General features: G+C 68.9%; 18 protein-coding genes. 13 read left to right on the top strand and 5 right to left on the bottom strand.

Annotated elements, in window-relative coordinates:
• The first annotated feature begins 47 nt into the window (after positions 1-47).
• From ACQ86M_RS11800 to ACQ86M_RS11790, 3 genes are read left to right on the top strand one after another with little or no spacing between them, the layout of a single operon-like run.
• Positions 48-3254 carry a glycoside hydrolase family 2 TIM barrel-domain containing protein gene (locus tag ACQ86M_RS11800; RefSeq protein WP_431245588.1) on the top strand — a complete coding sequence of 1069 codons (3207 nt, stop codon included), beginning with the start codon at positions 48-50 and terminating at the stop codon, positions 3252-3254.
• A gap of 50 nt (positions 3255-3304) precedes the next feature.
• Positions 3305-4933: a GH39 family glycosyl hydrolase gene (locus tag ACQ86M_RS11795; RefSeq protein WP_431245587.1), complete on the top strand. Its 1629-nt coding sequence runs from the start codon at positions 3305-3307 to the stop codon at positions 4931-4933.
• Positions 4934-4941: 8 nt separating this feature from the next.
• A complete protein-coding gene (locus ACQ86M_RS11790) occupies positions 4942-6270 on the top strand; it encodes an L-fuconate dehydratase (RefSeq protein WP_431245586.1) in 1329 nt (442 codons plus the stop codon).
• 18 nt (positions 6271-6288) lie between these two features.
• On the opposite strand, the gene ACQ86M_RS11785 is transcribed toward ACQ86M_RS11790, so the two are convergent.
• Both ACQ86M_RS11785 and ACQ86M_RS11780 read right to left on the bottom strand, forming a co-directional pair.
• Entirely contained in the window at positions 6289-6720 is a 432-nt protein-coding gene (locus ACQ86M_RS11785; RefSeq protein ID WP_431245585.1) for a VOC family protein, read from the bottom strand.
• A 43-nt stretch (positions 6721-6763) separates the two neighbouring features.
• Positions 6764-7726: a LacI family DNA-binding transcriptional regulator gene (locus ACQ86M_RS11780; RefSeq protein WP_431245584.1), complete on the bottom strand. Its 963-nt coding sequence runs from the start codon at positions 7724-7726 to the stop codon at positions 6764-6766.
• A 163-nt stretch (positions 7727-7889) separates the two neighbouring features.
• Between ACQ86M_RS11780 and ACQ86M_RS11775 the strand changes: the two genes are divergently transcribed.
• Genes ACQ86M_RS11775 through ACQ86M_RS11750 form a run of 6 tightly spaced genes read left to right on the top strand, consistent with a single transcriptional unit; the run spans position 7890 to position 14767 of the window.
• Positions 7890-9416 (top strand): mannitol dehydrogenase family protein, encoded by a 1527-nt coding sequence (locus ACQ86M_RS11775; RefSeq protein ID WP_431245583.1) that lies wholly within the window; start codon positions 7890-7892, stop codon positions 9414-9416.
• A 44-nt stretch (positions 9417-9460) separates the two neighbouring features.
• Entirely contained in the window at positions 9461-10465 is a 1005-nt protein-coding gene (locus tag ACQ86M_RS11770; RefSeq protein ID WP_431247882.1) for an L-idonate 5-dehydrogenase, read from the top strand.
• 39 nt (positions 10466-10504) lie between these two features.
• On the top strand, positions 10505-11905 hold the full coding sequence (locus ACQ86M_RS11765) for an MFS transporter (RefSeq protein WP_431245582.1): 1401 nt from the start codon (positions 10505-10507) through the stop codon (positions 11903-11905).
• A gap of 27 nt (positions 11906-11932) precedes the next feature.
• Positions 11933-13162, top strand: a complete 1230-nt coding sequence (gene manD / locus ACQ86M_RS11760) for a D-mannonate dehydratase ManD (RefSeq protein ID WP_431218841.1) — start codon at positions 11933-11935, stop codon at positions 13160-13162.
• Complete coding sequence (locus tag ACQ86M_RS11755; RefSeq protein WP_431245581.1) at positions 13152-13805, top strand: bifunctional 4-hydroxy-2-oxoglutarate aldolase/2-dehydro-3-deoxy-phosphogluconate aldolase; 654 nt, start codon at positions 13152-13154, stop codon at positions 13803-13805. The genes manD and ACQ86M_RS11755 overlap by 11 nt, the downstream gene beginning before the upstream one ends.
• 5 nt (positions 13806-13810) lie before the next feature.
• Positions 13811-14767 carry a sugar kinase gene (locus ACQ86M_RS11750; RefSeq protein ID WP_431245580.1) on the top strand — a complete coding sequence of 319 codons (957 nt, stop codon included), beginning with the start codon at positions 13811-13813 and terminating at the stop codon, positions 14765-14767.
• Between the two features lie 53 nt (positions 14768-14820).
• On the opposite strand, the gene ACQ86M_RS11745 is transcribed toward ACQ86M_RS11750, so the two are convergent.
• Complete coding sequence (locus ACQ86M_RS11745) at positions 14821-16389, bottom strand: helix-turn-helix transcriptional regulator (RefSeq protein WP_431245579.1); 1569 nt, start codon at positions 16387-16389, stop codon at positions 14821-14823.
• A gap of 334 nt (positions 16390-16723) precedes the next feature.
• Here ACQ86M_RS11745 and ACQ86M_RS11740 point away from each other — a divergent pair, with 334 nt between their 5' ends.
• From ACQ86M_RS11740 to ACQ86M_RS11725, 4 genes are all read left to right on the top strand, one after another.
• Complete coding sequence (locus ACQ86M_RS11740) at positions 16724-19213, top strand: DUF6923 family protein (RefSeq protein WP_431245578.1); 2490 nt, start codon at positions 16724-16726, stop codon at positions 19211-19213.
• Complete coding sequence (locus tag ACQ86M_RS11735; protein WP_431245577.1) at positions 19210-20139, top strand: hypothetical protein; 930 nt, start codon at positions 19210-19212, stop codon at positions 20137-20139. The genes ACQ86M_RS11740 and ACQ86M_RS11735 overlap by 4 nt, the downstream gene beginning before the upstream one ends.
• A complete protein-coding gene (locus ACQ86M_RS11730; RefSeq protein ID WP_431245576.1) occupies positions 20073-22835 on the top strand; it encodes a DUF7507 domain-containing protein in 2763 nt (920 codons plus the stop codon). The genes ACQ86M_RS11735 and ACQ86M_RS11730 overlap by 67 nt, the downstream gene beginning before the upstream one ends.
• Positions 22836-22921: 86 nt before the next feature.
• Positions 22922-23551, top strand: a complete 630-nt coding sequence (locus tag ACQ86M_RS11725) for a hypothetical protein (protein ID WP_431245575.1) — start codon at positions 22922-22924, stop codon at positions 23549-23551.
• A gap of 107 nt (positions 23552-23658) precedes the next feature.
• Here ACQ86M_RS11725 and ACQ86M_RS11720 read toward each other — a convergent pair whose 3' ends face one another.
• On the bottom strand, positions 23659-24606 hold the full coding sequence (locus ACQ86M_RS11720) for an alkaline phosphatase family protein (RefSeq protein ID WP_431245574.1): 948 nt from the start codon (positions 24604-24606) through the stop codon (positions 23659-23661).
• Positions 24607-24638: 32 nt separating this feature from the next.
• Complete coding sequence (locus ACQ86M_RS11715) at positions 24639-25193, bottom strand: hypothetical protein (protein WP_431245573.1); 555 nt, start codon at positions 25191-25193, stop codon at positions 24639-24641.
• Positions 25194-25473 lie beyond the last annotated feature (280 nt).

Raw genomic sequence — 25473 nt, 5'->3', positions numbered from 1 at the left:
GATACGAGGAGACGATGACATCGACGCCTGAGTGGAACGACCCTGCCGTGTACGAGTGGGGGAGTGAACCGGCTCATGCGACTCTCGTCACGTACGACACGCTGACGCAAGCCGTGCGGGCCGATCGGTCGGCGTCCCCCTTCCGGGTCAGCCTCGACGGAGATTGGAAGTTCCGGTGGTCACCGAACCCGGAATCGCGACTGCCTGATTTCGCTGAAGAGGACGCCGACGATTCGGGCTGGGACATGATCCCGGTTCCCTCGAGTTGGCAGCTGCACGGGTACGACTTTCCGATCGGGGCCAACACGGTCCTGCCGTGGACGGGCGCCAACGGCGAGAACGAACAACCTGCTCCCACCGGCGACTACCCGCACGCCCCCACCCGGTACAACCCGGTCGGGCAGTACCGGACGACGTTCGAGCTTCCCGAAGGTTGGGCCGGCCGGCGAACGTTCATCCAGTTCGAGGGCGTGGAATCCGCGTATTACGTTTGGATCAACGGCCAACGCATCGGATATCGCGAAGACAGCTACACCCGTGGCGAATTCGACCTGACCCCGTACGTGCGCAGCGGGCGCAATGTGCTGGCCGTCGAGGTGTACCGCTGGTCCACCGGGTCCTACCTGGAGAACCAGGACAACGTGCGGCTCTCCGGCATCTTTCGGAGTGTGCTTCTGGTCTCGCGCCCGCAGGTCCTCATCCGGGATTTCACCGTCAGGACTCCGCTCGCCGAGGACTTCTCCGAGGCGGCTCTCGAGCTGAGTGTCGAGGTGCGCGACTACGTCGGCGCGCGAACCGACGAGGAGTTCCAGGTCCGAGCCGCGCTCTTCGACGGAACGGATCCGGGGGCCGTCGAACTCTGGTCACGGTCCGCGCCGGTGGACCCGGGGGCGTCTGGCCGGGACATGTCCGCGGCACTGACGGAACCGATGGTGTCGCCCCGGCTCTGGTCCGCAGAGCACCCGGAGTTGCACACGTTGGTCGTCGAACTCTGCGACTCGAATGGGTCGGTCGTGGATCGCGTATCCACCCGTGTGGGCTTCCGACGGGTCGAGATCGTCGACGGCGTGTACCGGATCAATGGGCGGCCGATCTCGCTTCGAGGGGTCAACCGGCACGAGTGGAATCCGCGAACCGGTCGCACGCTCAGTTCGGCCGACATGATCGCCGACATCCGCCTGATGAAGCAGAGCAACATCAACGCCGTCCGCACATCCCACTATCCGAACGACCCGCGGTGGTACGAACTCGCCGACGAGTACGGACTGTACGTGTTCGACGAGGCGAACAATGAGACCCACATCAACCGGGTCGATGCGGACGGTCGACCGAACATCCCCGGCGATCGCCCGGAACTCCGCGCGCCGCTGCTGTGGCGGATGCGGAACCTGGTGGACCGGGACAAGAACCACGCGTGCGTGATCGCCTGGTCGATCGGCAACGAGTCGGGAATCGGCTCGAACCTGAGGGCCATGTACGACTGGGCCAAGGGGTACGACCCCACCCGGCCGGTGAGCTATCAGGATTCGACCGGGTCCGGGTCGCCGATCGTTCCGTCGGACATCTCCGACTTCGACGGCGACTTCTACCCGCCGGTGCCCGAGCTCATCGACAGAGCGGCCCGCGACCCGCGGCCTTACCTGCTCGTCGAGTACGCCTTCAGTCAGGGGAACACGTCCGGCTACCTGGATGAGACGTGGGCGGCCATCCGTGAGAATCCGGGCCGGGTGGTGGGTGGCTTCCTGTGGGACTGGGCCGACAAGGGGCTGTGGTGGCAGATCCCGGGAGGGGCGGGGGAGGAATTCCTCGCCTACGGGGGCGATTGGGGCGACGATCCCAATGACGAGGGCGCACACATGAGTGGCCTGCTGCTTTCCGGCCGGACACCGACACCGAAGCTGGAGGAAGCCAAGCTGGCTTACCAGCCGGTGAGCATCACGCTTGTGGACCCCGACACCTGGACCGTTCGGATCGCGAACGAGTATCTGTTCATGAGCTTGGACGGGCACACACTGCACTGGGCGGTCACGGAGGACGGAAACACGGTCACGAGCGGAACGATCGCCGGCCGCCAGCTCTCGATAGGGTCCTTGAGCAGCGCGGACATCACGCTGCCGTCCTCGCTGCCGGAGCGACTGCGGGCCGGTTCCGAATACCGGCTGGACCTCTCGGTCGTCCTCGAAACCCCTACTGCTTGGGCCGAGGCAGGCCACGTCGTAGCCAGGGCGCAACTGGCCCTTCCCGTCGTCGCTCCCGCCCCGGCGCTCATCCCGGCGGCGGAGCTGGCCTCGCCCCAGGTCCGTGAGACCTCGGAGCTGATCGAGGTCGCCGGCGACGACTACGCGGTCAGGATCGACCGCACCACCGGCCGGCTGACGTCGTTGCGCTACGACGGCCGCGAACTCCTCGCGAGCGACCTGATGCCGAACTACTGGCGGGCCCCGAACGATCCGGAGCTGTCGATTCCGGAATTCCGGACGACCCTGCCGGAGCCTTCGGTGCCGTGGCGCGGCGTCGGCGAGGACTGGGCGATCAGCGAGATCGAATGGTCGTCCGTCCCGGGCGCCGTCCGGGTGACAGTGCGGGGAAGTGTCACCACCACGGCGCCGTTCCGTCCCGGCAACCGCATCACGACATCCCCTCAGTCGATCGTCTACACGATCTACGGCAACGGGCAGGTGGATGTGCTGTCGACATTCGAGCCGGTACCCGACACCCCCAACCCGCAGGTCGTCGGGACGACGTTCGGGCTCCGGCCCGAGTTCGCAACCATCGAATGGTATGGCCGTGGCCCCGGGGAGTCGACCGCTGACCGGCGGGCTTCGGCATTCTTCGGTCGCTATTCGGGATCGGTCGCGGAGCAGGTCACCCGGTACAGCCGGCCGCAGGACAGCGGCAACAAGGCCGACACCCGCTGGGCTGCTGTGACCGACGATGCCGGCAGGGGAGTGCTGCTGGTGGCTCGAGGAAGCATGTACCTCAATGCCCAACCCAACAGCCCGGATGAATTGGCCGGACACCGTCACTGGCACGAGGTACCGGAGTCTTGGCGGACCGTCGTTCGCGTGGATGCCGCCCAGGAGGGTCTCCTCGGCGGCAACTGGGACCTGCTGACGCGGCCGGACAAGTACAGCAACACGCCGGCGAAAGGACCCTACAGCGTCCTGTACCGCATGCTTCCCCTCCGCGAAGGGCAGGACCCGGCAACTGTGGCGACGCAGTACGTGGAGATCGACCGCGATCCGGGTGACTGACGCAAGCCTCCTCGCACCACCTCACACACCACCATCTGGAGATCATCCCCATGGCACCCGTCTCACTCCCCGTCATCACCTTCGATGACCGCGTCACAGAATCGGCCGTTCTCCCGCACGTCTGGAGCCTCTGCGCCGGGGCGGGCCGAGCCAACGAAGCGCTCCGAGCCGACTGGCAGGAGCAGTTCCGTGAGGCCGTGGACCGCCTCGGGTTCCGCTACCTCCGCTTCCACGGCGTGTTCCACGACGACATGTTCGTGTACCGCGGTTCCTACGGCGGAGGCTTCGGGCCCGATGCGCCTCTGGAGGCCCCGGTGCACACCTTCTCCTATGTGGACAAGGTGTTCGACTTCCTGATCGATCTGGGGGTCCGGCCGTTCGTGGAGCTCGGGTTCATGCCGCGGGAGCTTGCCACCCAGACCGAGACGGTGTTCTGGTGGGGTGCGCACTGCAGCCCGCCGAAGGACATGGATCGTTGGGTGGAGCTGGTGCGGCGTTCGGTGGAGCACTGGGTCGAGCGTTACGGTCTTGCCGAGGTGCGGGAGTGGCGGTTCGAAGTCTGGAACGAGCCCAACCTCGTTCCGCATTTCTGGACCGGCACGAAGACCGAGTACTTCGAGCTGTACGCCCGAACGGTACAGGCCATCAAGGCCATCGATCCCGAACTCAAGGTCGGCGGCCCGTCGACCAGCGTCTTCGTGCCGGACGAGCGGTACGCGGGTGAGACCGAGGATCGTTCGGCTGAGCACTCCACCGCCGCGGCGTGCGACCCGGACGCATTGGACTGGCGACCGGTGTGGATCGAGGACTTCCTCGTCTGGTGCGCCGAGCGGGAGCTCCCGATCGATTTCATCTCGACGCACCTGTACCCCACCGACTTCGCCTTCGGAGCCAACGGCGAGGCCGTCAATCTCAGCCGCTATGCGGATGCGACGTCGGACGACTTGACGGTGCTGCGGAAACTGATCGGCGAGAGCGCCTATCCGGATGCGGAGGTGCACATCACCGAGTGGTCGAGCTCACCGTCGAGCCGCGACCACATCCACGACACGGTGTTCGCCGCCACCTACATCACGCGGGCGTATCTCCGCTGCGCCGAGCTGGCCGACTCCATCTCGTACTGGACCTTCACCGACATCTTCGAGGAGGGCGGCGCCGGAATCGGCCCGTTCCACGGCGGATTCGGCCTGGTGAACGAGCAGGGCATCCACAAGCCGACCTTCCATGCCTTCGCCATGCTCAACCGGTTGGGCGATCGGCTGATCGCCTCCACCGAACGCGGCGTCGTCTCGCAGCACAGCGGGACGGGGAAGCTGGCCGCCCTCTTCTACAACTATCCCGACGACATGAACGGCCGCTCGGTCGGCTCGCGCAACTCCTACGAGGCGACGCGCGATCTGATCGGGTTGGGCGCCGAACAGCGCGTACGGCACACCATCGGCGGCCTGAAGCCGGGCGCCGTTTTCGCGGTCGAGATCCTCGGACCCGGGCACGGCGACGCCGCCGAAGCGTGGAGCGCCCTGGGTCAGCCGCTGAACCTCTCCCGTGCCCAGGCCGTCTACCTGCGCGAGCAGGGTGACGCCCTTCTGCGCCAGAGCCTGATCGCCTCGGAGGGCGGAACCCTCGAGATCGACCTCGCCCTCGCCCCGTGGGCTGTGGCGTCGGTCTTCGAACTGTAGGCGCCGCGATGACCACGATCACCGGCGCCCGCGTCTTCGACGTGCGCTTTCCCACGTCGCTCAGCCTCGATGGCTCGGACGCGATGAACAAGGACGGCGACTACTCCGCCGCCTACGTCGTGCTCGACACGGACGACCCCGGGCTCAGCGGGTTCGGGTTCACTTTCACGATCGGCCGCGGAAACGACCTGTGCGTCGAAGCCGCGCACCAGCGGGCGCTTCCGCTGATCGGCCGCTCGGTGGAGGAGGTCGTCGGCGACCTCGGTGCAACGTACCGCCTCCTCGCATCCGACACCCAGTTGCGCTGGCTCGGTCCGGAGAAGGGCGTAGTGCACCTGGCGATGGCCGCTGTCATGAACGCCGTCTGGGACCTCGCCGCCCGCCGCGCGGGCAAGCCGCTCTGGCGCCTCCTGGCGGAGATGTCACCCGAGGAGCTCGTCGGCGCCGCCGACCTCCGGTACCTGTCCGACGCGCTGACTCGTGACGAGGCGATCGACATCCTCACCGAAATGGCGCCCACCCGCGCTGAGCGCATCTCCGAGCTCGAAGCGCGCGGCGGCTATCCCTGCTACACCACGAGCGCCGGCTGGCTCGGCTACAGCGACGACAAGCTCCGTCGTCTGCTCGGGGAGGCGGTCGATTCGGGTTACCGGCATGTGAAGCTCAAGGTCGGCGCGAACCTGGAGGACGACATCCGTCGCCTTCGGATCGCCCGCGAGGTCATCGGCTGGGACGCCACGCTCATGATCGACGCCAACCAGGTATGGGATGTGCCGGAGGCCATCGAATGGGTGCGGCGGCTCGCCGAGTTCGCGCCACTGTGGATCGAGGAACCGACGAGCCCGGACGATGTCCTCGGCCACGCCGCCGTGCGCCAGGCCGTCGCGCCCATCGGGGTCGCCACGGGTGAGCACGGCATGAACCGGGTGCTGTTCAAGCAGATGTTCCAGGCCCAAGCCATTGATTTCTGCCAGCTCGACGCCGCCCGGCTTGCAAGTGTCAATGAGATCCTCGCCGTGTACCTGATGGCGAAGAAGTTCGACGTTCCGGTCTGCCCGCACGCCGGCGGAGTCGGACTGTGCGAACTGGTCCAGCACCTCTCCATCTTCGACTACGTCGCGGTCTCCGGGACCCTGGAGAACCGGGTGACCGAGTTCGTCGATCACCTGCACGAGCACTTCACCGACCCGTGCATCGTCGTCGACGGCAACTACTCGCTCCCGTCCAAGCCCGGATACAGCGCCGAAATGTTCGATGAATCCGTCACGCGGTACCGCTACCCCGACGGTGACTACTGGCGCCGGGCCGCGCTTCCCCCGGGTACAGAGGCGTGGTGAGAGGACGGGCCCGCCCGCTCACTGCAGGCAGAACTCGTTACCCTCGGGGTCCCGCATCATGATCACGAACTCCTCGTATGGGCCCCAGTAGCCGAGCAGCGTCTTCTCCTCGGTGGCGCCCAGTCCGATCAGGCGGTCGCGCTCGGCCTCCAGCTCGGCGCGGGTGGCGCGGCGGTCGTCGAACGGCGTGATGTCCAGGTGGACTCGGTTGCGCTGGCGGCGCTCGTGACGGTAGCGGCTGAAGTAGAGGCGCTGGTGGCTGGGGTCGCCGTCCCAGGCCTCGGCGCGGTCCGCGATCTCGTCGTCGCTCATCCCGGAGGCGCGGAGGGCGGCGACGTCCTCCTCGTCCCAACCGGTGGGCTCGGGGTAGCCCATCACCGCGCTCCAGAACCGGGCGAGGGCAGTGGGGTCGTCGGCGAAGAAGGTGACGTTGGCGATCCGTGCGGTCATACGGGGAGCCTAGGGAGGCGGCGGGTTCGAATCCAGGCCGTGCTCAGAGTGAAGGTGCCGCCGTCGTCCCGCGCACGATGAGTTGAGAGCCGAGGGTCGCCGCTTCCGTGAGCGCTGCTCCGGCCATGACCTGGAGCAGGAGCTCGACGGCCAGCGCGCCGCACCGCTCGATCGGCATCCGGACCGTGGTCAGGCCCGGGTTGACGGCGCTCGCCATGTCGATGTCGTCGATTCCGATGATGCTGATGTCAGCGGGGCACGACCTGCCCATGTCGGACATGCCGGCCTCGAGGCCGAGCGCGACGAGGTCGTTGTACGCGATGACGGCGGTCGCCCCACTGGCGATCGTGGGCGCGGCCGCGGCCCGTCCGCCCTGGATCGAGGCGGCCTGGTGACTCAGGCGGGTGAGCCGGATGCCGAACCGCTCGCAGGCCTTCGCTATCGTCGCCGCGCGCTGACCGTCGGCCCACGAACCCGGCGGCCCGGCCGCGTAGGCGATATGCGTGTGGCCGAGGGCGGCGAGGTGTTCCACCGCTTGCTGCGGGCCGTTCTCCATGTCCATGAGCACACAGGGGACGCCCTCGATGTAGCGGTTGACGATGACGAAGGGCGTGTCCCCGACGAGTTCGAGCACCTCGTCGTCCGGGAGGCGGGGTGAGCACAGCAGCACGCCGTCGAGCTTGCGCGACCGTTCGATCTGCTCGCGCTCCCGGCGCGGATCCTCGTCGGCGTCGAAGAGCACCGTGCGATGGCGGCCGTGCCACGCCTGGGTGTGGATGGCCTTGAGGAGAGTGGCGTAGACGGGGTTCGCGACGTCGGGGACGATGACGCCGAACGAGCGCGTCGCGGTCGCGGCCTGCGGGCTGTCGTAGCCGAGCTCGTTGGCGGCCCTCAGCACCCGGTCGCGCGTCGCGGTCGCGAGGCGGTGGGGCTCACCGAAGGCACGTGACGCCGTCGCGATCGACACGCCTGCGCGCCGCGCCACATCGGTCAGGGTCGCACCCATAGCCGCCTCTCCGGTATCGCGGGAACCGCTGTCCCATCATGGCTCATCTTGCAACAGGGAAATCCGGCTTGACAATTTTGTACAAACCATTCACACTCTTTTCCATGCCGATCATCGGAGATCCCCCGACCCGTCGACGGGCAGCGAAGACGGGAATGCGCTCGTGAGCCCGGCTCCGCAGCGTCTGTCCCGGTCGAACCACGGCGCCGTCCCGGTCCCCGCGACGCCGGCCCGCGCGGGGATCTTGCACCTCGGACTCGGCAACTTCCACCGCGCGCACCAGGCGGTCTACACCGCTGCGGCCATGGCGGCCGAGGGCGGCGACTGGGGCATCGTCGGTGTCGCTTCCCGCTCGGGGGCGGTCGTCGAGGCGATGCGCGCACAGGATCTGCTCTCCTCGGTCGCGACGATCTCGCCCGAGGGGATGTCGCTCACCATCACCGGAGCGCACACCGACGCCTTCGTCGCCGCCGACGAGCCCCCGCGTGTGGTGGAGAGCATCGCCGACCCCGGCATCCGCGTGGTCACGCTCACGGTCACCGAGAACGGCTACAGCTACTCGCCCGCCACGGGGCGCCTCGACACCTCGGACGCGGCCATCGTCGCCGACCTCCGCGGAGGCGATCCCCGCTCGACGATCGGCCAGCTTGCGCGCGGCATTCAGCGGCGGGCCGCGGGATCCGGTGCACCTCTCACGGTGCTCAGCTGCGACAACCTCGCCGCCAATGGTCCGCACACCAAGCGACTGGTGCGCGAGTTCCTGCTGGAGCTGCCTGATGTCGAAGGCGCCGAGGCGCTCGCCTACCTCCAGTCGTCGGTGACCTTCCCCTCGAGCATGGTCGATCGCATCGTCCCCTCGACGACCCCCGCGCTCCGCGCAGAGGTGTCGTCGCTTCTCGGGGCATGGGACGAGATCCCCGTTCCCGCCGAACCCTTCACGATGTGGGCGATCGAAGACGACTTCGCCGCCGGACGGCCCGCCTGGGAGGCCGGGGGAGCGGTCTTCAGCACGGAGGTCGGCCGCTACGAGCAGATGAAGGTCCGGCTCCTCAACGGAACGCACTCGCTCCTCGCCTACCTGGGCGCGCTGCAGGGTGCCGAGACGATTCCGGATGCCGTCACCCGGCCCGCGATCCGGCGCGCGGCGCGCGACGTGCTGGCCGGCGAGTACCTGCCGTCGATCCAGGTGCCGTCGGGAGTCGACATCGCAGAGTACGAGCGCCAGCTCTTCCTCCGGTGGGGGAACACGGCACTCGGCCACAAGACGAGCCAGGTCGGCACGGACGGTTCCGTGAAACTGCGTCAGCGCATCCCCGAGCCCGCGCTCCTCCTCCTCGACCGCGGCGAGATGCCGCACATGATCGCCCTCACGGTCGCGGCCTACCTCTCCTGCGTCGCGCCTCGTCCCGGGTTCGATCCAGGTCCCTTCGCGTCAGCGATGAAGGATGCCGCCCGGGAGCGGCTGGTCCCCCTCGCCGGGTCGGCCCGCAGCGGGGCCGATCTCGCCGAGGGCTCGATCGCGGACCTCCGGCTGTTCGGCGACGACCTCGCCGATCGCCCGGCGTTCATCGAGCGTGTCGGCGACCTCGTCGATACGATCGCGCGCGACGGTGTGTCGGCGGCCATCACGGAGAGCGTGACGGCTGCGGAGACCGAGTCTGCGGCGCGTGGATCGGAGGTCCCGGCATGAGCGCGGCGAACCCGAGCCCGGGCGAACACGAAGGAGACGCGACCATGAAGGCGCTCGCCATCCACGGCAGGGAAGACATCCGCTGGGAGGACCGCGAGGTTCCGCAGCCCGCGCCCGGGGAGGTCCGGCTCCGCGTCCGCTATGTCGGCATCTGCGGTTCCGACCTGCACTACTACTTCCACGGCGCGAACGGCGAGTACGTCATCCGCGAGCCGCTGACGCCGGGTCACGAGCTCTCGGCCGTCGTCGACCTCGACCCCTCCGGGCGCCTGGCCGAGGGTACGCCCGTGACGGTCAATCCCGCCCGCTACGGCCCCGACGTGCCGGGCCTGGAAGACCGGCCACATCTGCGCCCGGGCGGCGACTACTTCGGGAGCGCCGCCACGACGCCGCACCGCCAGGGCGGCGCCGCGGAGTACCTCATCGTCGAAGAGCACATGATCCGCGTGCTCCCCGACGGCCTTCCGCTGGAACGCGCAGCGCTCGCCGAGCCGCTGGCCGTGGCCCTTCACGCCGTGAACCTGGCGGGCGACGTCGCAGCCAAGCAGGTGCTCGTCATCGGCGCCGGGCCCATCGGCCTGCTCGTCGTCGCGGCAGCCGCGCGTGCGGGTGCGGCGGCCATCGCAGCGAGCGACGTGCGCGCCGAGCCTCTCGCTCGCGCGGCGGCACTCGGCGCGAGCGACGGCGTGCTCGTCGGCCGGGACGCGATCGCGGACGAGTCCTACGACGTCGTCTTCGAGTGCTCCGGCGTCCCCCTCTCGGTCACCCAGGCGGTGCGCGCCGCGCGCAAGGCCGGGACGGTCGTGCAGGTCGGGATGCTCGCCGACGCGGAGATCGGTGTGAACCTCGCGCCGATGCTCGCAAAGGAGCTCACACTCCGCGGCGCATTCCGCTTCTCGACCGAGATCGACGACGCCGTGGCGATGCTCGCCGAGTCGGATGCCCTCGACTCCGTCATCTCCCACACGATCGACGCGGCCGACGCCGTCGACGCTTTCGGCCTCGCACGCGATTCGTCCGCGTCCGCCAAGGTCCTTCTGCGTCTCTGACCACCCACCCTCACCGAACTCATCTACGAAGGAGTAACCATGAGTAGTTCCAACCTCCCCGGCGTGGACGCGCCCGCCTCGTCCCCGACGGTGCAGAGATCCACCGGCGACCTCGTCCGCGCCGCGGTCTCCGGCTGGCTCGGCACGGCGCTGGAGTTCATGGACTTCCAGCTCTACTCCCTGGCCGCCGCCCTGGTCTTCAGCCAGCTCTTCTTCGCCGGTGAGGAGCCCGGTATGGCGGTCGTGCTCGCCATGGCGACCTACGGTGTCGGCTACATCGCCCGTCCACTCGGCGCCTGGTACTTCGGCCGGATGGGCGACCGAGTCGGCCGCCGCAAGGTGCTCTTCTACACGATCCTGCTGATGGGCCTCGCGACGACGTTCATCGGCTTCCTCCCCACCTACGAGCAGGCCGGCCTCCTCGCGCCGATCATGCTCGTCGTGCTCCGGCTCGCGCAGGGCTTCGGCGCCGGCGCCGAGATCTCCGGTGCGGGCGTCATGCTCGCCGAGTACGCTCCGACGCGTCGTCGCGGTATCATCGCCTCCCTCGTCGCCCTCGGCACGAACTGCGGAACGCTCTTCGCCTCGGCGATCTGGGCGCTCCTCCTCGCCGTCATGGTGGAGGACGACGTCATCGCGTGGGGGTGGCGCATCCCCTTCATCGCGAGCGCCGTCGTCATGGTGTTCGCCGTGTGGGTTCGCTTCCGCCTGAAGGAGAGCCCGGTCTTCGAAGAGCGCACCGACGTCGTCGACGGCAAGGCGCTCTCGCGGGACGAGCTGGTCGACGTCGCGACGCGGAGCAACGACCTCCATGCGCTCGAGGCTCTGCGGCGCAAGCCCGTCAAGGCGACGCTCGTGTCGTTCTTCCTCCGCTTCGGCCAGGCCGGAAACTCCGGCCTGATCCAGACCTACATGATCTCGTTCATCACCATCACGCTCGCGGTGCAGAAGGGCGTCGGCCCGGAGATCGTCATCGTCTCCTCGCTCATCGGCTTCGGCACGATCCCGCTCGTCGGCTGGCTCGGCGACCTGTTCGGCCGGCGACGGATGTACATCGTCATGACGTCGCTCTCGCTCGTGCTGATCATCCCGACGATGCTCGCGATCAACACGAAGGAGGTGGGCTGGATCTTCGTCGGCTACGCCGTGATCCACAACGTCTCGGTCCTCGGCCTCGCGTCCATGGAGAACATCTCGCTCCCCGAGATCTTCGGGGCGCGGAACCGCTACGCGCTGACGGCCGTCGTCCGCGAGATCGCCGCCATCATCGCCACCGGCATCGGCCCGATCATCGCGGCGGCCTGGGTCGCCGCGACGACCGGCAGCATCCTGCCGGTGATCGTGCTTCTCGGCATCTACACGGTGTGCGCGCTCGTCGCGGCGATCGTCGCGCCCGAGTGGACGGGACGCGACCTCACCGATCCCCGCTCGGCTATGTGAGCGCACCCCGACAAGGAAGGACGAACCATGACCGTCGACCGCGTCGACACCATCATCACCAGCCCGGGGCGCAACTTCGTGACCCTCAAGATCACGACGTCGGACGGCATCGTCGGCTGGGGCGACGCGACCCTCAACGGGCGAGAGCTGTCGGTCGCCTCCTATCTGAGGGACCACGTCGCATCCACCCTCATCGGTCGCGACGAGGACCGTATCGAGGACACCTGGCAGTACCTCTACCGCGGCCCGTACTGGCGGCGCGGCCCGGTCACGATGGCGGCCATCGCCGCGGTCGACATGGCGCTCTGGGACATCAAGGCGAAGAAGGCCGGGATGCCGCTCTACCAGCTCCTCGGCGGCGCCAGCCGCTCGGGCGTCCGCGTCTACGCCCACGCCTCCGGTACCGACTACGACGCGCTCGCCAACGCCATCACCGGCTACCAGGAGCTCGGCTTCACCGCCGTGCGCGTGCAGACCGGCGTGCCGGGACTCGGCCAGATCTACGGTGTCTCGGCGGCCGGACCCGGCGTCCGCTACGACTACGAGCCGGCAAAGCGCGCCGAGAACGGCCGCCCCAGCGAGGAGATGTGGGACACCCGCACCTACCTCAACCACATGCCGGGCATCTTCGCCAAGATCCGCGAGGACTTCGGCACCGACCTCCGGATCCTCCACGACGGTCACCACCGCATGACGCCGATCGAAGCCGCGCGCTTCGCGAAGGACATCGAGCCCTACGACCTGTTCTGGCTGGAGGACTGCACCCCCGGCGAGGACCAGACGGCGCTGCGTCTCGTGCGCCAGCACTCGACGACGCCCCTCGCGATCGGCGAAGTCTTCAATACCGTCTTCGACTACCAGACGCTCATCACCGAGCGCCTCATCGACTACGTCCGCTCCGCCGTCACCCACACCGGCGGCATCACGGCGATGAAGAAGCTCCTCGACTTCGCCGCGATCTACGGCATCAAGTCCGGCATCCACGGCCCGACCGACATCTCTCCCGTCGGCATGGCCGCGGCCCTCCACCTCGACCTCGCGATCCACAATTTCGGCATCCAGGAGTACATGCCGCACAACGAACAGACGCTGGAGGTGTTCCAGACCTCCTTCACGTTCGACCGCGGTTTCCTGCACCCCGGGGAGCAGCCGGGGCTCGGTGTCGAGCTCGACGAGGACGCAGCATCCGGTTTCGAGTACACCAAGGCGTACCTCCCGGTGAACCGTCTCACCGACGGGACCGTCCATGACTGGTGACTCGGCGCGGCTCCCCCTCCCGCACAAGACCGCGCAGGCCCGCCTCATCGTCGTGGCGCGGGCACGGCGTGCCGAGGACTACGACTCCGTACTCGAGGCGCTCATCGACGCAGGCATCCGCAGTGTCGAGCTGACCCTCACCACACCGGGGACGATCGAGCGGCTTCCGCGGCTGCTCGAGCGCTTCGGCGGCGACGCCGACCTCGGTGTGGGGACCGTGACCGACACCGGCCAGCTCCGGCGCGCGGCGGATGCCGGGGCCCGCTACCTCGTCACGCCGATCACCGTGCCCGCGCTCCTCGCCGAGGCGGTGCGGGCCGGTGTGCCGCTCGTGCCCGGCGGGTTCACGCCGACGGAGCTGTTCGGCTCCTGGTCGGCCGGCGCGTCCGCGGTCAAGGTGTTCCCCGCCGGACGGCTCGGCGCGGGATATCTCAAGGATCTTCGGGGGCCGTTCCCCGACATCGAGGTCGTGCCGTCCGGAGGCGTCGACCTCGAGAACGCCGCACAGTGGCTCGCGGCGGGCGCGGCGGCCGTGAGCGTCGGCGGCCCGCTGCTGGGCGACGCGTTCGAGGGCGGCGACCTCGGCGCGCTGCGCGAGCGGGCCCGGGCCTTCGTCGGCGTCGCGGCGGGCCGCGCGCGATGACCTCCATGCCCGGCCGTCCACGGGTCGCGACGCTCGGCGAGACGATGGCCCTGGTGCGCAGCCGCGACATCGGCTCGTTCCGGCACGCGTCCGACCTCGCCCTCGGTATCGGCGGAGCGGAGAGCAACGTCGCGATCGCCCTGAGCCGTCTCGGCCTCGACGTCACGTGGCTCGGACGCGTCGGCGACGACTCGCTCGGGGAACTCGTCGCGCGCGAGATCCGCGCCGAGGGCGTCGACGCCCGCGCCGTCGTGGACGCAGGTGCGCCCACGGGGCTCATGCTCAAGGAGCGTCCCCGGCCGACCTCGACCCGCGTCCTCTACTACCGGGCCGGTTCGGCCGGATCGAGGCTTTCACCCGCCGACCTGCCGGCCGGCTGGATCGAACACGTCGACCTGCTGCACCTCACCGGTATCACGGCGTTGATCTCGGAGTCGGCCCGCGACACCCTCTCCGTCGCGATCGACCGCGCCCGCGCTGCCGGCGTCATCGTGACGTTCGACATCAACTACCGGTCCTCGCTCGCAGCCCCGGCCGTGGCGGGGCCGTGGCTCCGCGAGCTCGCCGAGCGCGCGGACATCGTGTTCGGTGGTCCGGAGGAGTTCGAACTCCTCTACCCGGGCACGGATGCGGCAGCCGCGTGCGAGCGCCTGCTCGAGCACCGGCCCGCCGAGGTCGTGCTCAAGCGCGGTGCGGGCGGCGCCACGACCGTCCTCGCGACCGGGCCCGTCGACGCACCCGGATTCGTGGTCGAGGTCGTCGACACGGTCGGAGCCGGCGACGCCTTCGTCGCGGGCTACCTGAGCGGCGTGCTGGATGGCTCCGACGTCGAGGCGCGCCTGCACCGCGCCAACGTCTGCGGAGCGATGCTCTGCATGACTCCGGGGGATTGGGAGTCGAGCCCGACGCTCCGAGAGGTCGAGCGGTTCATCGTGAGCGACGGCGACCCCGTGCTCCGCTGACCCGCGACACGTCTCACTCCACTGCGCCGGTCGTGCCGCCCGGGCTCGAACCGCTAGTGCTGGTCGGGCGGGCTGTCGCGGGTGAGGTGTCGCGTGGCGTCGACGGCCGCCTGCCGGGAGCTCACGCCGAGCTTGCGGTAGAGGGCGCGGACGGTCGCTTTGAGCGTGTTGGGGCTGATGTACAGCTCGTCCGCGATGCGCGGCATGGGCATGCCGCTGGGAAGGAGCGCCAGGATCTCGCGTTCCCGACGGCTGAGCCGGGGGATGAGCTGAGTGGATGCCGTGGCGTGGTTCCGGCTATGGATCGGCTCGCCGGCGAGGACGGCGAGGGTCGCGACGGTGGTGGTCGGGATGAACGAGTACGCGGAGAGCAGGCGCTCCCGGTCGATGATCGCGTTCGCGTGCCGGAAGGTGTCGGCTGCCGTCTCACGATGACCGAGGGCGAGATGGGAGGCGGCTGCGACCAGCAAGGCGGGTGCTTCCAGCCGGGGCGCGGCGCTCATGGCGGATGCGGCGTCGCAGTGCGCCAGAGCCGTGGTGTACCGACCCTTCTGGCAGGCGTCGACGCCGGCCAGAAGGTGATCCAGGGCGCTCGGCGAGTCGGGGAGGGACCGGTCGATCTTGAGCCCGGGACGGAGTCGGGCGAGTCGGGCTCGCGCCGCGGTGACGTAGCGCTGGTTGGCGCCGGTGGGCGATCGATCTTCCGGATGGCTTTGGAGCGCGGCCTCGAGGTGGGCGTGCACGGAGGATGCGCCGGGTCTGGTGTGCTGGATCATGGCGGAGATCCAGAGCGCGGCTGCCCATTGCTCTCCCAGCGGTAGCCCGAGTGCCCGGCCGAGGTCGTGAGCGGCGCCGGGGTCTTCGTGGTCGTGCCGGATCAACGCGGAGGTCAGGAAGACGATGACGTCGTAGCGGCCATTGGTCGCCGGCTCTGCGTGTGCGCGAGCGAGCCAGAGTTCGGCTTGGCGGAGGCGGCCGCGTTCGGCGTGGTGCCAGGCGATGTGACCGGCCGCCCGGCGTGCGATCACATTCTGTTGTGTCAGGTGGGCGAGTTCGTAGGCCTCTTCATACTCGGCCAACGTTCCAGGGGCGTCTGCGGCATCCAGTGAGCGTCCCCACTGGAAGCGCAGGTGGGGGAGCGATCCCGCCATCGGCGCCCGTTCGGCGGAGGGGAGCGCGTTCAGAGAATCGCGGGCGTGTTCGGCCGTCGCTCTCGCTATGGCCAGCCGGCCGCTGGTGCGTGCGGCGGCGGACTCCCCGGTGAGGAGGATGAGGTTGCTGAGGCTGGCCTCGTCGTTCTCCGGGGTCGCCTGCGTGAGGCGCCCGTCGGTGAAGAAGCGGGTCGGGTCGTCGTGGATGCTGGCCTGCTGCAGATAGTTCGCTGCGACCAGCAGCCCGGGGACTTCGACGAATGCTTGGCCGGGGAGAGCCTTCAATGCTGCGAGCAACTGGTCGGGGGCGACGGCTGCGAAGGAGTCCCAATGCTGCTCGATGACCGCGGCTGCCGCTTGCCACCCCGAGCGGGCCGCGGTGTGCGCCACCAGCACGGGAAGCTGAGACGAGTCGCGCCGTGGATCGAGGATCGTGTGGCTCTCTTCGCCGGTGGTCTCATCCGGAGTCATCGTGCATTCACGTGAGTAGATTGTCAGACCGCGCCGGTGTGGCGCAGTTCGGCCGGCCCGGCAGCGGTCTCCGAGTCGTGCGTGCAATGGTCAGCCCCGAACGGGGGCCACCCCTCGTGGGCCGACAGTGTTCGAATGTACCCCTTTTGGGGGCCGCATAGGGTTAACTTTGTCCCCCCCATGGGGTCGTTCTGCGCCCCGAGCGGGACGCCGGCGTGTCGCGACCGCTTAGCTGTGAATCGGCCGAGCGGTCTTTTGCCGCTGACTGATGAGGGGAACACGCGTGCGCTGGTTGAGAAGAGTCGTCCGAGGCGGGGCAACCGACACGCTGACGATGAAGTGGCCGGGGCGAACCGCCGCGACCACCGTCGTGCTCGCCGTGGTGGCCGCGACGATCAGCGCAGGCTGGGTATCGGTCGGATCGTCCGGAACCGCGCAGGCGGTGCCCGGAACTCCGGGGACCCCTCAGGCGAACACCACCGTCTTCCAGGAGAACTTCGAGAACGGCGTCGCCAACACGCCCGTCGGCCTGACCGCCTACACCGGTGCGAGCGGGCAGAAGTACACCGCCGACGCAGCCTGGTTGGCGAACTGCAACGGCCAGATCCGCAACGCCAACACCCCGTCCTCGAACTTCGGCAACTGCATCAACGAGAACGACGCGGCCAACCTGAACCAGCTGGCCTACGGCCTGGGCGTGCACGCCGGCTCGGCCACACCGGCCACGAACCACGTGGTCGCGGCCTACACCGAGAACAACCCCGGCGCGAACGCCACCGAGTTCCAGACGGTGAGCAACATCCCGCTGGCCTCGTCGTCCGGTCGGTTCCTGACCTTCAGCGTCGACACCGCGGCCGTCAACTGCCAGGTGTCGGCGCCGCTGTACCAGTTCGCCTTCCTGAACCAGGCGGGCGCCGCCACCAACGTGGGCGGACAGCTCAACGCCTGCTCCTCCGGCAAGACGGTGAACGTCCCCGCCAACGGATCGCTCCCGGCGAAGGCGGTCAACGTCGGCACCTACACGTCGAACGGATCGGTGCTGTTCAACGGCTCCACCCTGGGTGTCCGGATGCAGAACGCGAACGGCTCCGGTGTCGGCAACGACGCCGCGTTCGACAACATCCGCATCCTGGACGTGACCCCGCAGCTGGACAAGTCCTTCAGCCCGACCAGCATCTACACCGGCCAGACCAGCAAGCTGACCTTCACGGTCACGAACACCGCCGAACTCGCCGCGAAGAACGGCTGGTCGTTCACGGACAACCTCCCCGCAGGCGTCACTCTCGCCTCGCCGGCCGCCGCCGCAACCACCTGCCCCTCCGGCGTGGTCACCGCCGCTGCCGGCAGCACCACCGTCGGCGTCACCGGCAACCTGACCGCGGGCATGACCTCCTGCACCGTGACCGTCAACGTCACCTCCTCGACTCCCGGCACGTACACCAACGGACCCGGCAACGTCACCGAGACGGGCCTGAACCCGCCCGGGGACACCACGCTGACCGTGACGAACCCGCCCGTGTGGACGTGTGACGCCAGCGGCTACCTGTTCCAGACGCCGACCGGGCAGACGTCGTCCGCCTACAAGGTCGACCTCGTCACCGGCGCCTACACGACCGCCTTCACTCTCACGGACGTGGTGAACGCTGTTGCGTACAACACGACGGACAACTACATGTACGCCTATTCGGTCACCAGGCAGGCGCTGGTCAAGATCGCGGCCGACGGCACGATCACCCAGCTGCCCACCCCCGCCGGGTATCCCGCCGCGACGGGAATGACCGTGGCTGACTTCGACAGCGCCGGGCACCTGTGGATCACGCGCAGCCAGCCAGGCCAGCCCTGGTTCGAGATCGATTACGCGGCGGGATCGCCCACATACGGAACGATCATCTCCCAGGGCACGCTGCCGAACGTGCAGATCGGTGCTGACTGGGTCTACGTCAACGGTGGCCTCTACAACCTCGACTTGAACGGTCATCTGCTCAAGTTCGACACCACGACGCACGCGATCACGGACTACGGAACGATGGCCGTTGTTCCGGCGGGCCTGTACGGCGCGGGATACGCGGATGCAGCGGGGAACGTCTACTTCTCCAACAACTCCACTGGTGAGATCTACCGGATCAACCCGGTGACCCGCGAGGCGATCGACCTCTCCACTGGCCCCGCGGCCGGTGGAAACGACGGTGCCCGCTGCGCGTCGGCCCCGATCCCGACCATCACCGTGATCAAGGATGTCTCCGGCCGCGCTCAGGCTGCGGACCAGTTCACAGTCGGCCTCAACAACGCCGGCGGTACGACGCTCACCTCGGCCACCACGACCGGCACCGCGACGACCGCGTCGACGACGAACTGGCCGGTGTCGCAGGGCGCCACCTACACGATCACCGACGCGATGGCCGCGGGATCTCCGGACGCCCTCTCCTCGTACGCACCGACAGTCGTCTGTGTGGACGCGAACGGGGATCCGGCGACGACGGGCGGCAGCACCGCCGCGTGGACGCTGACCGTCTCGGCCGCGACCGCCTACACGTGCACGGTCACCAACACCCCGAACCAGCCCACCTTCTCCGTGTCGAAGTCGGCCTCGGCGACCACGATCACGCCGGGTGGCGTCCTCACCTACGCGGTGACGGTGACCAACACGGGAACCGTCCCCTTCACGGCGGCCGACCCGGCGTCCTTCACCGACAGCCTGGTCGGCGTGACCGACGACGCGATCTACAACGGGGACGCCAGCAACGGCGCGACGGTCAGCGGGAACACGCTGTCCTGGTCGGGCCCCTGGCGGTGGGAGCCACTCAGACGATCACCTACTCGGTGACGGTCCGGAACCCGGACAACGGGAACCACATCCTGAGCAACCAGGTCACCCCCGGCCCCGACGGCAGCTGCACGACCCCGGGCGCGTGTGTCACGACCACTCCGGTGCGCTCGTTCCACATCGTCAAGAAGGCCGACAGCAACACGGTCGTCCCGGGCGACACGATCACCTACACGGTGACCGTGGTGAACGACGGGCAGGTCGACTACACCGCGGGAACGCCCGCATCCTGGTCGGATGACCTCTCGGCCGTCCTGGACGACGCCACCTACAACGGGGACGTCACGGGCGGCGCGACCTACTCGGCACCGACCCTGTCGTGGTCCGGCCCGCTCGCGATCGGCGCGACGGCCACCTTCACCTACTCGGTGACGGTGAACACCCCGGACACCGGCGACCAGAAGCTGACCAACTCGGTCGTCACTCCGCCCGAGGCCGGCTGCCCGCCGGGATCGACCAACCCGGAATGCACGGTGACGATCCCGTCCGGTTCGTACACGGTCGCCAAGTCGGCCAGTACGACCATGGTCAAGCCCGGCGACACGGTCACCTACACGGTGACGGTGACCAACACCGGAAACACCGACTACACGTCCGCTGCGCCCGCCGGCTTCACGGACGACCTGTCGAGCGTGCTCGATGACGCGACCTACAACGGCGACGCCACCAACGGCGCAGCCGTCACCGGCACCGACCTGACCTGGTCGGGACCGCTGGCGATCGGCCAGACGCTGATCGTCACGTACTCGGTGACGATCGACAACCCGGACAGCGGCGACAAGGCGGTCAAGAACACCGTCCGTGCCACGGAGCCGGGGGTGCGTGCGACACGGCGGGGACCTGCACCACGACCACGCAGGTGCAGACCTTCTCCGTCGCGAAGTCGTCCAGCCCGTCCGGAACTGTGCACGAGGGCGACGTCGTGACCTACACGGTGACCGTGACCAACACGGGCACCGGCGCCTTCACGGCGGCCGACCCGGCGACCTTCACCGATGACCTGACGAACGTCCTCGACGACGCGACCTACAACGGGGATGCCACCAACGGAGCCACGTACGCGGCGCCGGAGCTGTCGTGGTCCGGAGCCCTCGCCGTCGGTGCGACCCAGACCGTCACCTACTCGGTAACCGTCAACGCCCCCGACACCGGTGACAAGGTGCTCACCAACGCGGTGGTTCCGGGTGACGGCGGCTACTGCGACACCCCGGGCGACTGCACGACGACGAACGATGTCCAGTCGTTCTCGGTGTCCAAGAGCTCTAGCGCGGCCGGTGCGGTCAAGCCGGGCGACGTCGTCACGTACAACGTGACCGTGACGAACACCGGCGCTGTCGCGTACACCGCCGGCGGCCCCGCCTCCTTCACCGACGACCTGACCAAGGTGCTCGATGACGCCACGTACAACAACGACGCCGACAACGGGGCCACCTACGCTGCACCGACGATCTCCTGGTCCGGTCCGCTGGCCGTCGGCGCCACGACGACCGTGACCTATTCGGTCACCGTCAGCGCACCGGGCAGCGGGGACGGCACCCTGACCAACGCGGTCGTTCCGCCGGGCGGAAGCTGCGACCCGGCCGGCAGCTGCACCGTGACGAACCTGGTTCAGGCGTTCACCGCACAGAAGACCTCGAGCTCCACTCAGGCGACCGAGGGGGACGTGATCACCTACACGATCACCGTCGCCAACGTCGGTCAGGTCGCTTACACGGCCGCGAACCCGGCCTCGGTCAGCGACAACCTGTCCGGAGTGCTGGATGACGCCGCCTACAACGGAGACGCCACCAACGGCGCCGCCTACACGGCGCCGACCCTGGCCTGGGCTCTGGCGATCCCGGTCGGCGGGTCCACCATCCTCACCTATTCGGTGACGGTGAACAAGCCGGACACCGGCGACCACAGCCTGAAGAACGCGGTCCTGCTGCCCCCGGACGGCGGCTGCGCCACTCCGGGCGGCTGCGAGACCACCACCCCGGTGAAGTCGTTCGCCGTCGCGAAGGCGGCTGACACGAACACCGTCATCGCCGGCGGGAAGATCACGTACACCATCACCGTGACCAACACCGGCCAGGTCGGCTACACGGCAGCGGATCCGGCCACCTGGTCGGACGACCTCACCCAGGTCCTGGATGACGCCGTCTACAACGGTGATGCCACCGGCGGTGCGGCCTATGCCGCACCCACCCTGTCCTGGTCCGGCCCGCTGGCGATCGGCGCGTCGGAGACCTTCACGTACAGCGTGACCGTCGACACCCCGGACACCGGCGACCAGAAGCTGCACAACGCGGTCGTCGGCGGGAACTGCGAGGTCGGTTCGACCGACCCCAGCTGCTTCGTCGACATCCCGTCGGGCTCCTACACGGTCGCCAAGACCGCGGACAAGACGGAGGTCGCTGCCGGCGACACCATCACCTACACGGTGACCGTGAAGAACACCGGCGCCGTCGCCTACACGGCGGCCGAGCCGGCCTCGTTCACCGACGACCTGTCTTCGGTGCTGGATGACGCCGTCTACAACGGCGACGCCTCCGGCGGCGCCACGTTCACGACGCCGAACCTGAACTGGTCCGGTCCGCTGGCGGTCGGCGACACCGTGACGATCACGTACTCGGTGACGGTCGACAAGCCCGATGCCGGCGACAAGATGATCACGAACACCGTCCGCCCGACCGGCGGCGGCGGAACCTGCGACCCGGCGGCGGCCTGCTCGACGACCACGGACGTCCAGGCGTTCACCGTCTCCAAGGCGTCCAGCGCAACCAGCGCCGCGCCCGGTGACACCATCACCTACACGATCACGGTCACGAACACCGGCAAGGCGGCGTTCACCGCGGCCAAGCCGGCGACCTTCACGGACGACCTGACCAACGTGCTCGACGACGCCGCCTACAACGGCGACGCCAGCAACGGCGGCAGCTACACCGCCCCGAAGCTCGCCTGGGCGCTCGCACTGCCGGTGGGTCAGACCGCCACGGTGACCTACTCGGTCACTGTCGACAGCCCGGACACCGGCGACCACGAGCTGAAGAACGAGGTCGTGCCGGGCAACGGGGGCGAATGCGACCCTGCCGCATCCTGTGTCACGAACGATCCGGTCGCCGGGTTCACCGTGAAGAAGACCGTCGACGCGCGGAACGCCATGCCCGGAGACACGGTGAAGTACACGATCACCGTGACGAACACGGGCAAGGTCGACTACACGACCGCCACGCCCGCATCGTTCACCGACACCCTGTCGAACGTGCTCGATGACGCCGTCTACAACGGTGACGCCACGGGCGGTGCGACCTACGTGAAGCCCGTGCTGTCCTGGTCCGGCCCGCTGACGGTGGGCGCGGTCGCGACGATCACCTACTCGGTGAAGGTCGACACCCCCGACGCCGGCGACAAGAAGCTCGTCAACGCGGTCGTCACGCCGGACGGCGGCAACTGCGTCGCCGGTGCCGGAGCGCAGGGCTGCAGCGTACTGACCACCATCGGTGATCCCGGCGACCCGGCCGGCCTGGCCGACACCGGTTCGACGATCACCGCCGGTATCGGCGTTCTCGGAGCGCTGTTGGCACTCGGCGGAGCCGCGTTGGCGTTCTTCAGCCGTCGCCGCCGCACCGCCAAGCAGTAGTCGCGATGCATTCCGGGTGGGCCCCTCGGGCGGGCCCACCCGGAATCCTCAGGCACGCTTCTGGCCCTGTCTGCAGAAGGAACTCGATGCGCACCCTCTTTCGAACGCTGATCGCCGCCGGGGCCGTTGCGGGACTGCTTCCGATCGTGGCCGCCCCGGTGGCATCCGCGCACGCGGAACAGCCGGCGGCCCAACTCTCGGTCACCCTCGCCAACAGCGAGAAGACCGTCAAGGCCGGCGACCGGATCACCTACACCGGACACGTGAAGAACCTCGGCGCCACGGAGGCGAAAGTCACCGTCGTGCTCGACGCGCCCGGCTACGTCGAGCTCGGCGCAGCCTCCGGAGCGGAGGTCGACAAGAACACAGCGACCTGGACACCGACCATCGCCCCGGGTGGGGACAGCACCTTCACCATCCCCGCCGCTGTGGGGAAGATCCCGTCGGCCGAGCGACGCGTGACGACTCTGGCGAGCGTCTACGTCGGCGAGGACAAGACCCCGATCGTCCGGACCGCGGACGCGAGCCACATCCAAGGCGTCAAGGACACCCCCGGCGGGACGGCGACGGCGCCGCACTCCCAGAAGAGCACCCCCATGGCGCTTCCCTGGGTCGTCGCCGGCACGGTGCTGCTTCTCCTCGTCGTCGTCGCGGCAGCCCTCCTGCTGATCCTCCGCCGCCGCAGACGACTTCGGCGCAGCACACGGCTGGGGTGACCGTGGAACCCGTCCGCTCTCGCAGCGGCGTCGACGGCCTCACCACCGCGGGAGCGAGTCGTCGCATGACCGACCCGAGCGACCCGGCGGGTCCCGGAGCGTAGCCGTTACCGCAGCAGCGCCGTCATCGGCGCGGCCGCCGCATCCTCACCGGTCAGCGGCGGCAGCCCCCACGCGTCTTCGACGGTGCGCAGCAGCGAGTAGTGCGTGAAGGGCTGCGCCGAGACGGTATCCGCGCGCGCCGCCGGGCCGGCGAAGAGGCACGGCACCACGTTGTCCGAGGCGTCGCCCTCGTCGAAGGTGACGACCAGGAGCGATCGCTGCCGGGTGAACGCGGGCGAGTCGAGGATGCGCGGGATGTTCGCCTGCAGCCACGCGTCGCCGTGCGCGATGGAGCAGTCGTGCATGTCGTCGCACAGGTTCGGGCTGATGAAGGCGAAGTCGGGCAGGGACGTCGTCGTGGCGAGGTCGGCGGTCAAGAGGTCGTAGGGGACGTCGTGGCCGGCGCAGTAGGAAGGGTCCGCGGTGACGCTCGGGAAGTAGAGGAACGGGTTGTGCTTCACCGCGTAGACGCTCGTGTTCTCTGCGGTGCAGGGTGCGGGCATGCTCTCGGCGTACATCCTCCAGCTGCGCCCGGCACGGTCCAGCGCCTGAGCGAGGTTCGGCCCGGTGCTCAGGCACGAACCGCCAGGCGGGTTGCAGTCCGAGGTGATCCCGGCGGTCGTGCCGCTGGTCAGCGCGAGGTAGTTCGGGAGGCTCGGATGCGTGATCGCCGAGTAGTCGCTCGCCTGCGCGGAGGACTGGGCGAGGCTGTTCAGGTACGGCGCGGCGGGATTGCCGATGATCGACTGTGCGGGCTTGTTCTCCTCCACGATGATCACCACATGCTGGATGGTGCCGGACGCGGTCGGCGTCGGACTCGGCGATGGGGAGGCCGGGGTGCCGGTGAGGGCGTCCGCGCTCGCGGACGGACCACGACCTGCGCTGCCGGTGCATGCGGATAGCGCCAGCGACAGGAGGACCCCGCACACCAGGCTCGCGACGCGCATCACCATGCCCGGAGACTACGCGCGCCGTCGCGCACCCGTCAGGGGTCGAGGCGGCGTCCGACCACGAGGTGCAGAACCGAGCCGCACGTCAGCGCGGCCAGGGTGATCAGCCAGCCGAGGACGAGCAGCAGCCCGATGCGGTCGGTCCGCTGCTCGAATGCGGTCAGCGACTGCCCGGCAGCGATGACCGTCCGGCCCTCCCGGGCGGTGGTGAGGGCGAACCGCAACCCGGGTCGCGGTTCCCAGGTGACGTGATCGGAACCGTCGGCGATGGTGGTCCGGAGGACGCCGTCCGGGATCCGCGCCCGCCTCCCGTCGAGGTAGCCGTCGCCGGCGATCGATCTGCCGTCGTCGCTGTAGACGACGTAGAACGGCATCCGGCTCCCCGTCAGCTCGACACGCGGGCTCGGCAGCGTTGCCGGAGTGTCCCTTCCCTCGCCGGAGACCAGCTGCGAGATCAGCGCCTGCGGGGCGTCGTCGGCCGAGGCGCGGTTGTTCTGCTGGGTCGCTCCGTACACGGCGGCGATCGCGACCGTGGTGACGAGCGCCCCCACGATCCAGGGGACCAGCCGATCGAACGCCTTCATGGCCATGGTGCTCAGACTAGGAAGGCGAGGGGTCGGGGCGCATCCATCTCCGGACTGATCCTCTGAGTTCCCACACGGAGTGAGGAGGCGCCGCCGACGACGTTCCGCCCGCTCGGTCAGCGGGATCCCGCCTGTGTCGGCCCGCAGTACAGGACGAAAGCGACAGCATCCGGAAGGGCTTGTCGACCCCCATTCGAGGGGCTTGTCCAGGATGCGTCCCTACTCTGGCGTCGGCCACCCTCGTCACCCGAGCGAGATCACGTTGAATGACCCACTCGAAGGAGAC

The sequence above is a fragment of the Leifsonia xyli subsp. cynodontis genome (assembly GCF_050632205.1).
Lineage (GTDB): Bacteria > Actinomycetota > Actinomycetes > Actinomycetales > Microbacteriaceae > Leifsonia > Leifsonia xyli_D.
Note: the sequence above shows the minus strand (reverse complement) of the source record. Positions and strands in the feature narration are given on the sequence as shown.

Coding starts and splice junctions, on each gene's coding strand:
- ACQ86M_RS11745 (WP_431245579.1), bottom strand. CDS start 16,389: ATGACTCCGGATGAGACCACCGGCGAAGAGAGCCACACGATCCTCGAT.
- ACQ86M_RS11765 (WP_431245582.1), top strand. CDS start 10,505: ATGAGTAGTTCCAACCTCCCCGGCGTGGACGCGCCCGCCTCGTCCCCG.
- ACQ86M_RS11755 (WP_431245581.1), top strand. CDS start 13,152: ATGACTGGTGACTCGGCGCGGCTCCCCCTCCCGCACAAGACCGCGCAG.
- ACQ86M_RS11740 (WP_431245578.1), top strand. CDS start 16,724: ATGAAGTGGCCGGGGCGAACCGCCGCGACCACCGTCGTGCTCGCCGTG.
- manD (WP_431218841.1), top strand. CDS start 11,933: ATGACCGTCGACCGCGTCGACACCATCATCACCAGCCCGGGGCGCAAC.
- ACQ86M_RS11785 (WP_431245585.1), bottom strand. CDS start 6,720: ATGACCGCACGGATCGCCAACGTCACCTTCTTCGCCGACGACCCCACT.
- ACQ86M_RS11780 (WP_431245584.1), bottom strand. CDS start 7,726: ATGGGTGCGACCCTGACCGATGTGGCGCGGCGCGCAGGCGTGTCGATC.
- ACQ86M_RS11770 (WP_431247882.1), top strand. CDS start 9,461: ATGAAGGCGCTCGCCATCCACGGCAGGGAAGACATCCGCTGGGAGGAC.
- ACQ86M_RS11790 (WP_431245586.1), top strand. CDS start 4,942: ATGACCACGATCACCGGCGCCCGCGTCTTCGACGTGCGCTTTCCCACG.
- ACQ86M_RS11720 (WP_431245574.1), bottom strand. CDS start 24,606: ATGGTGATGCGCGTCGCGAGCCTGGTGTGCGGGGTCCTCCTGTCGCTG.
- ACQ86M_RS11715 (WP_431245573.1), bottom strand. CDS start 25,193: ATGGCCATGAAGGCGTTCGATCGGCTGGTCCCCTGGATCGTGGGGGCG.
- ACQ86M_RS11725 (WP_431245575.1), top strand. CDS start 22,922: ATGCGCACCCTCTTTCGAACGCTGATCGCCGCCGGGGCCGTTGCGGGA.
- ACQ86M_RS11750 (WP_431245580.1), top strand. CDS start 13,811: ATGCCCGGCCGTCCACGGGTCGCGACGCTCGGCGAGACGATGGCCCTG.
- ACQ86M_RS11795 (WP_431245587.1), top strand. CDS start 3,305: ATGGCACCCGTCTCACTCCCCGTCATCACCTTCGATGACCGCGTCACA.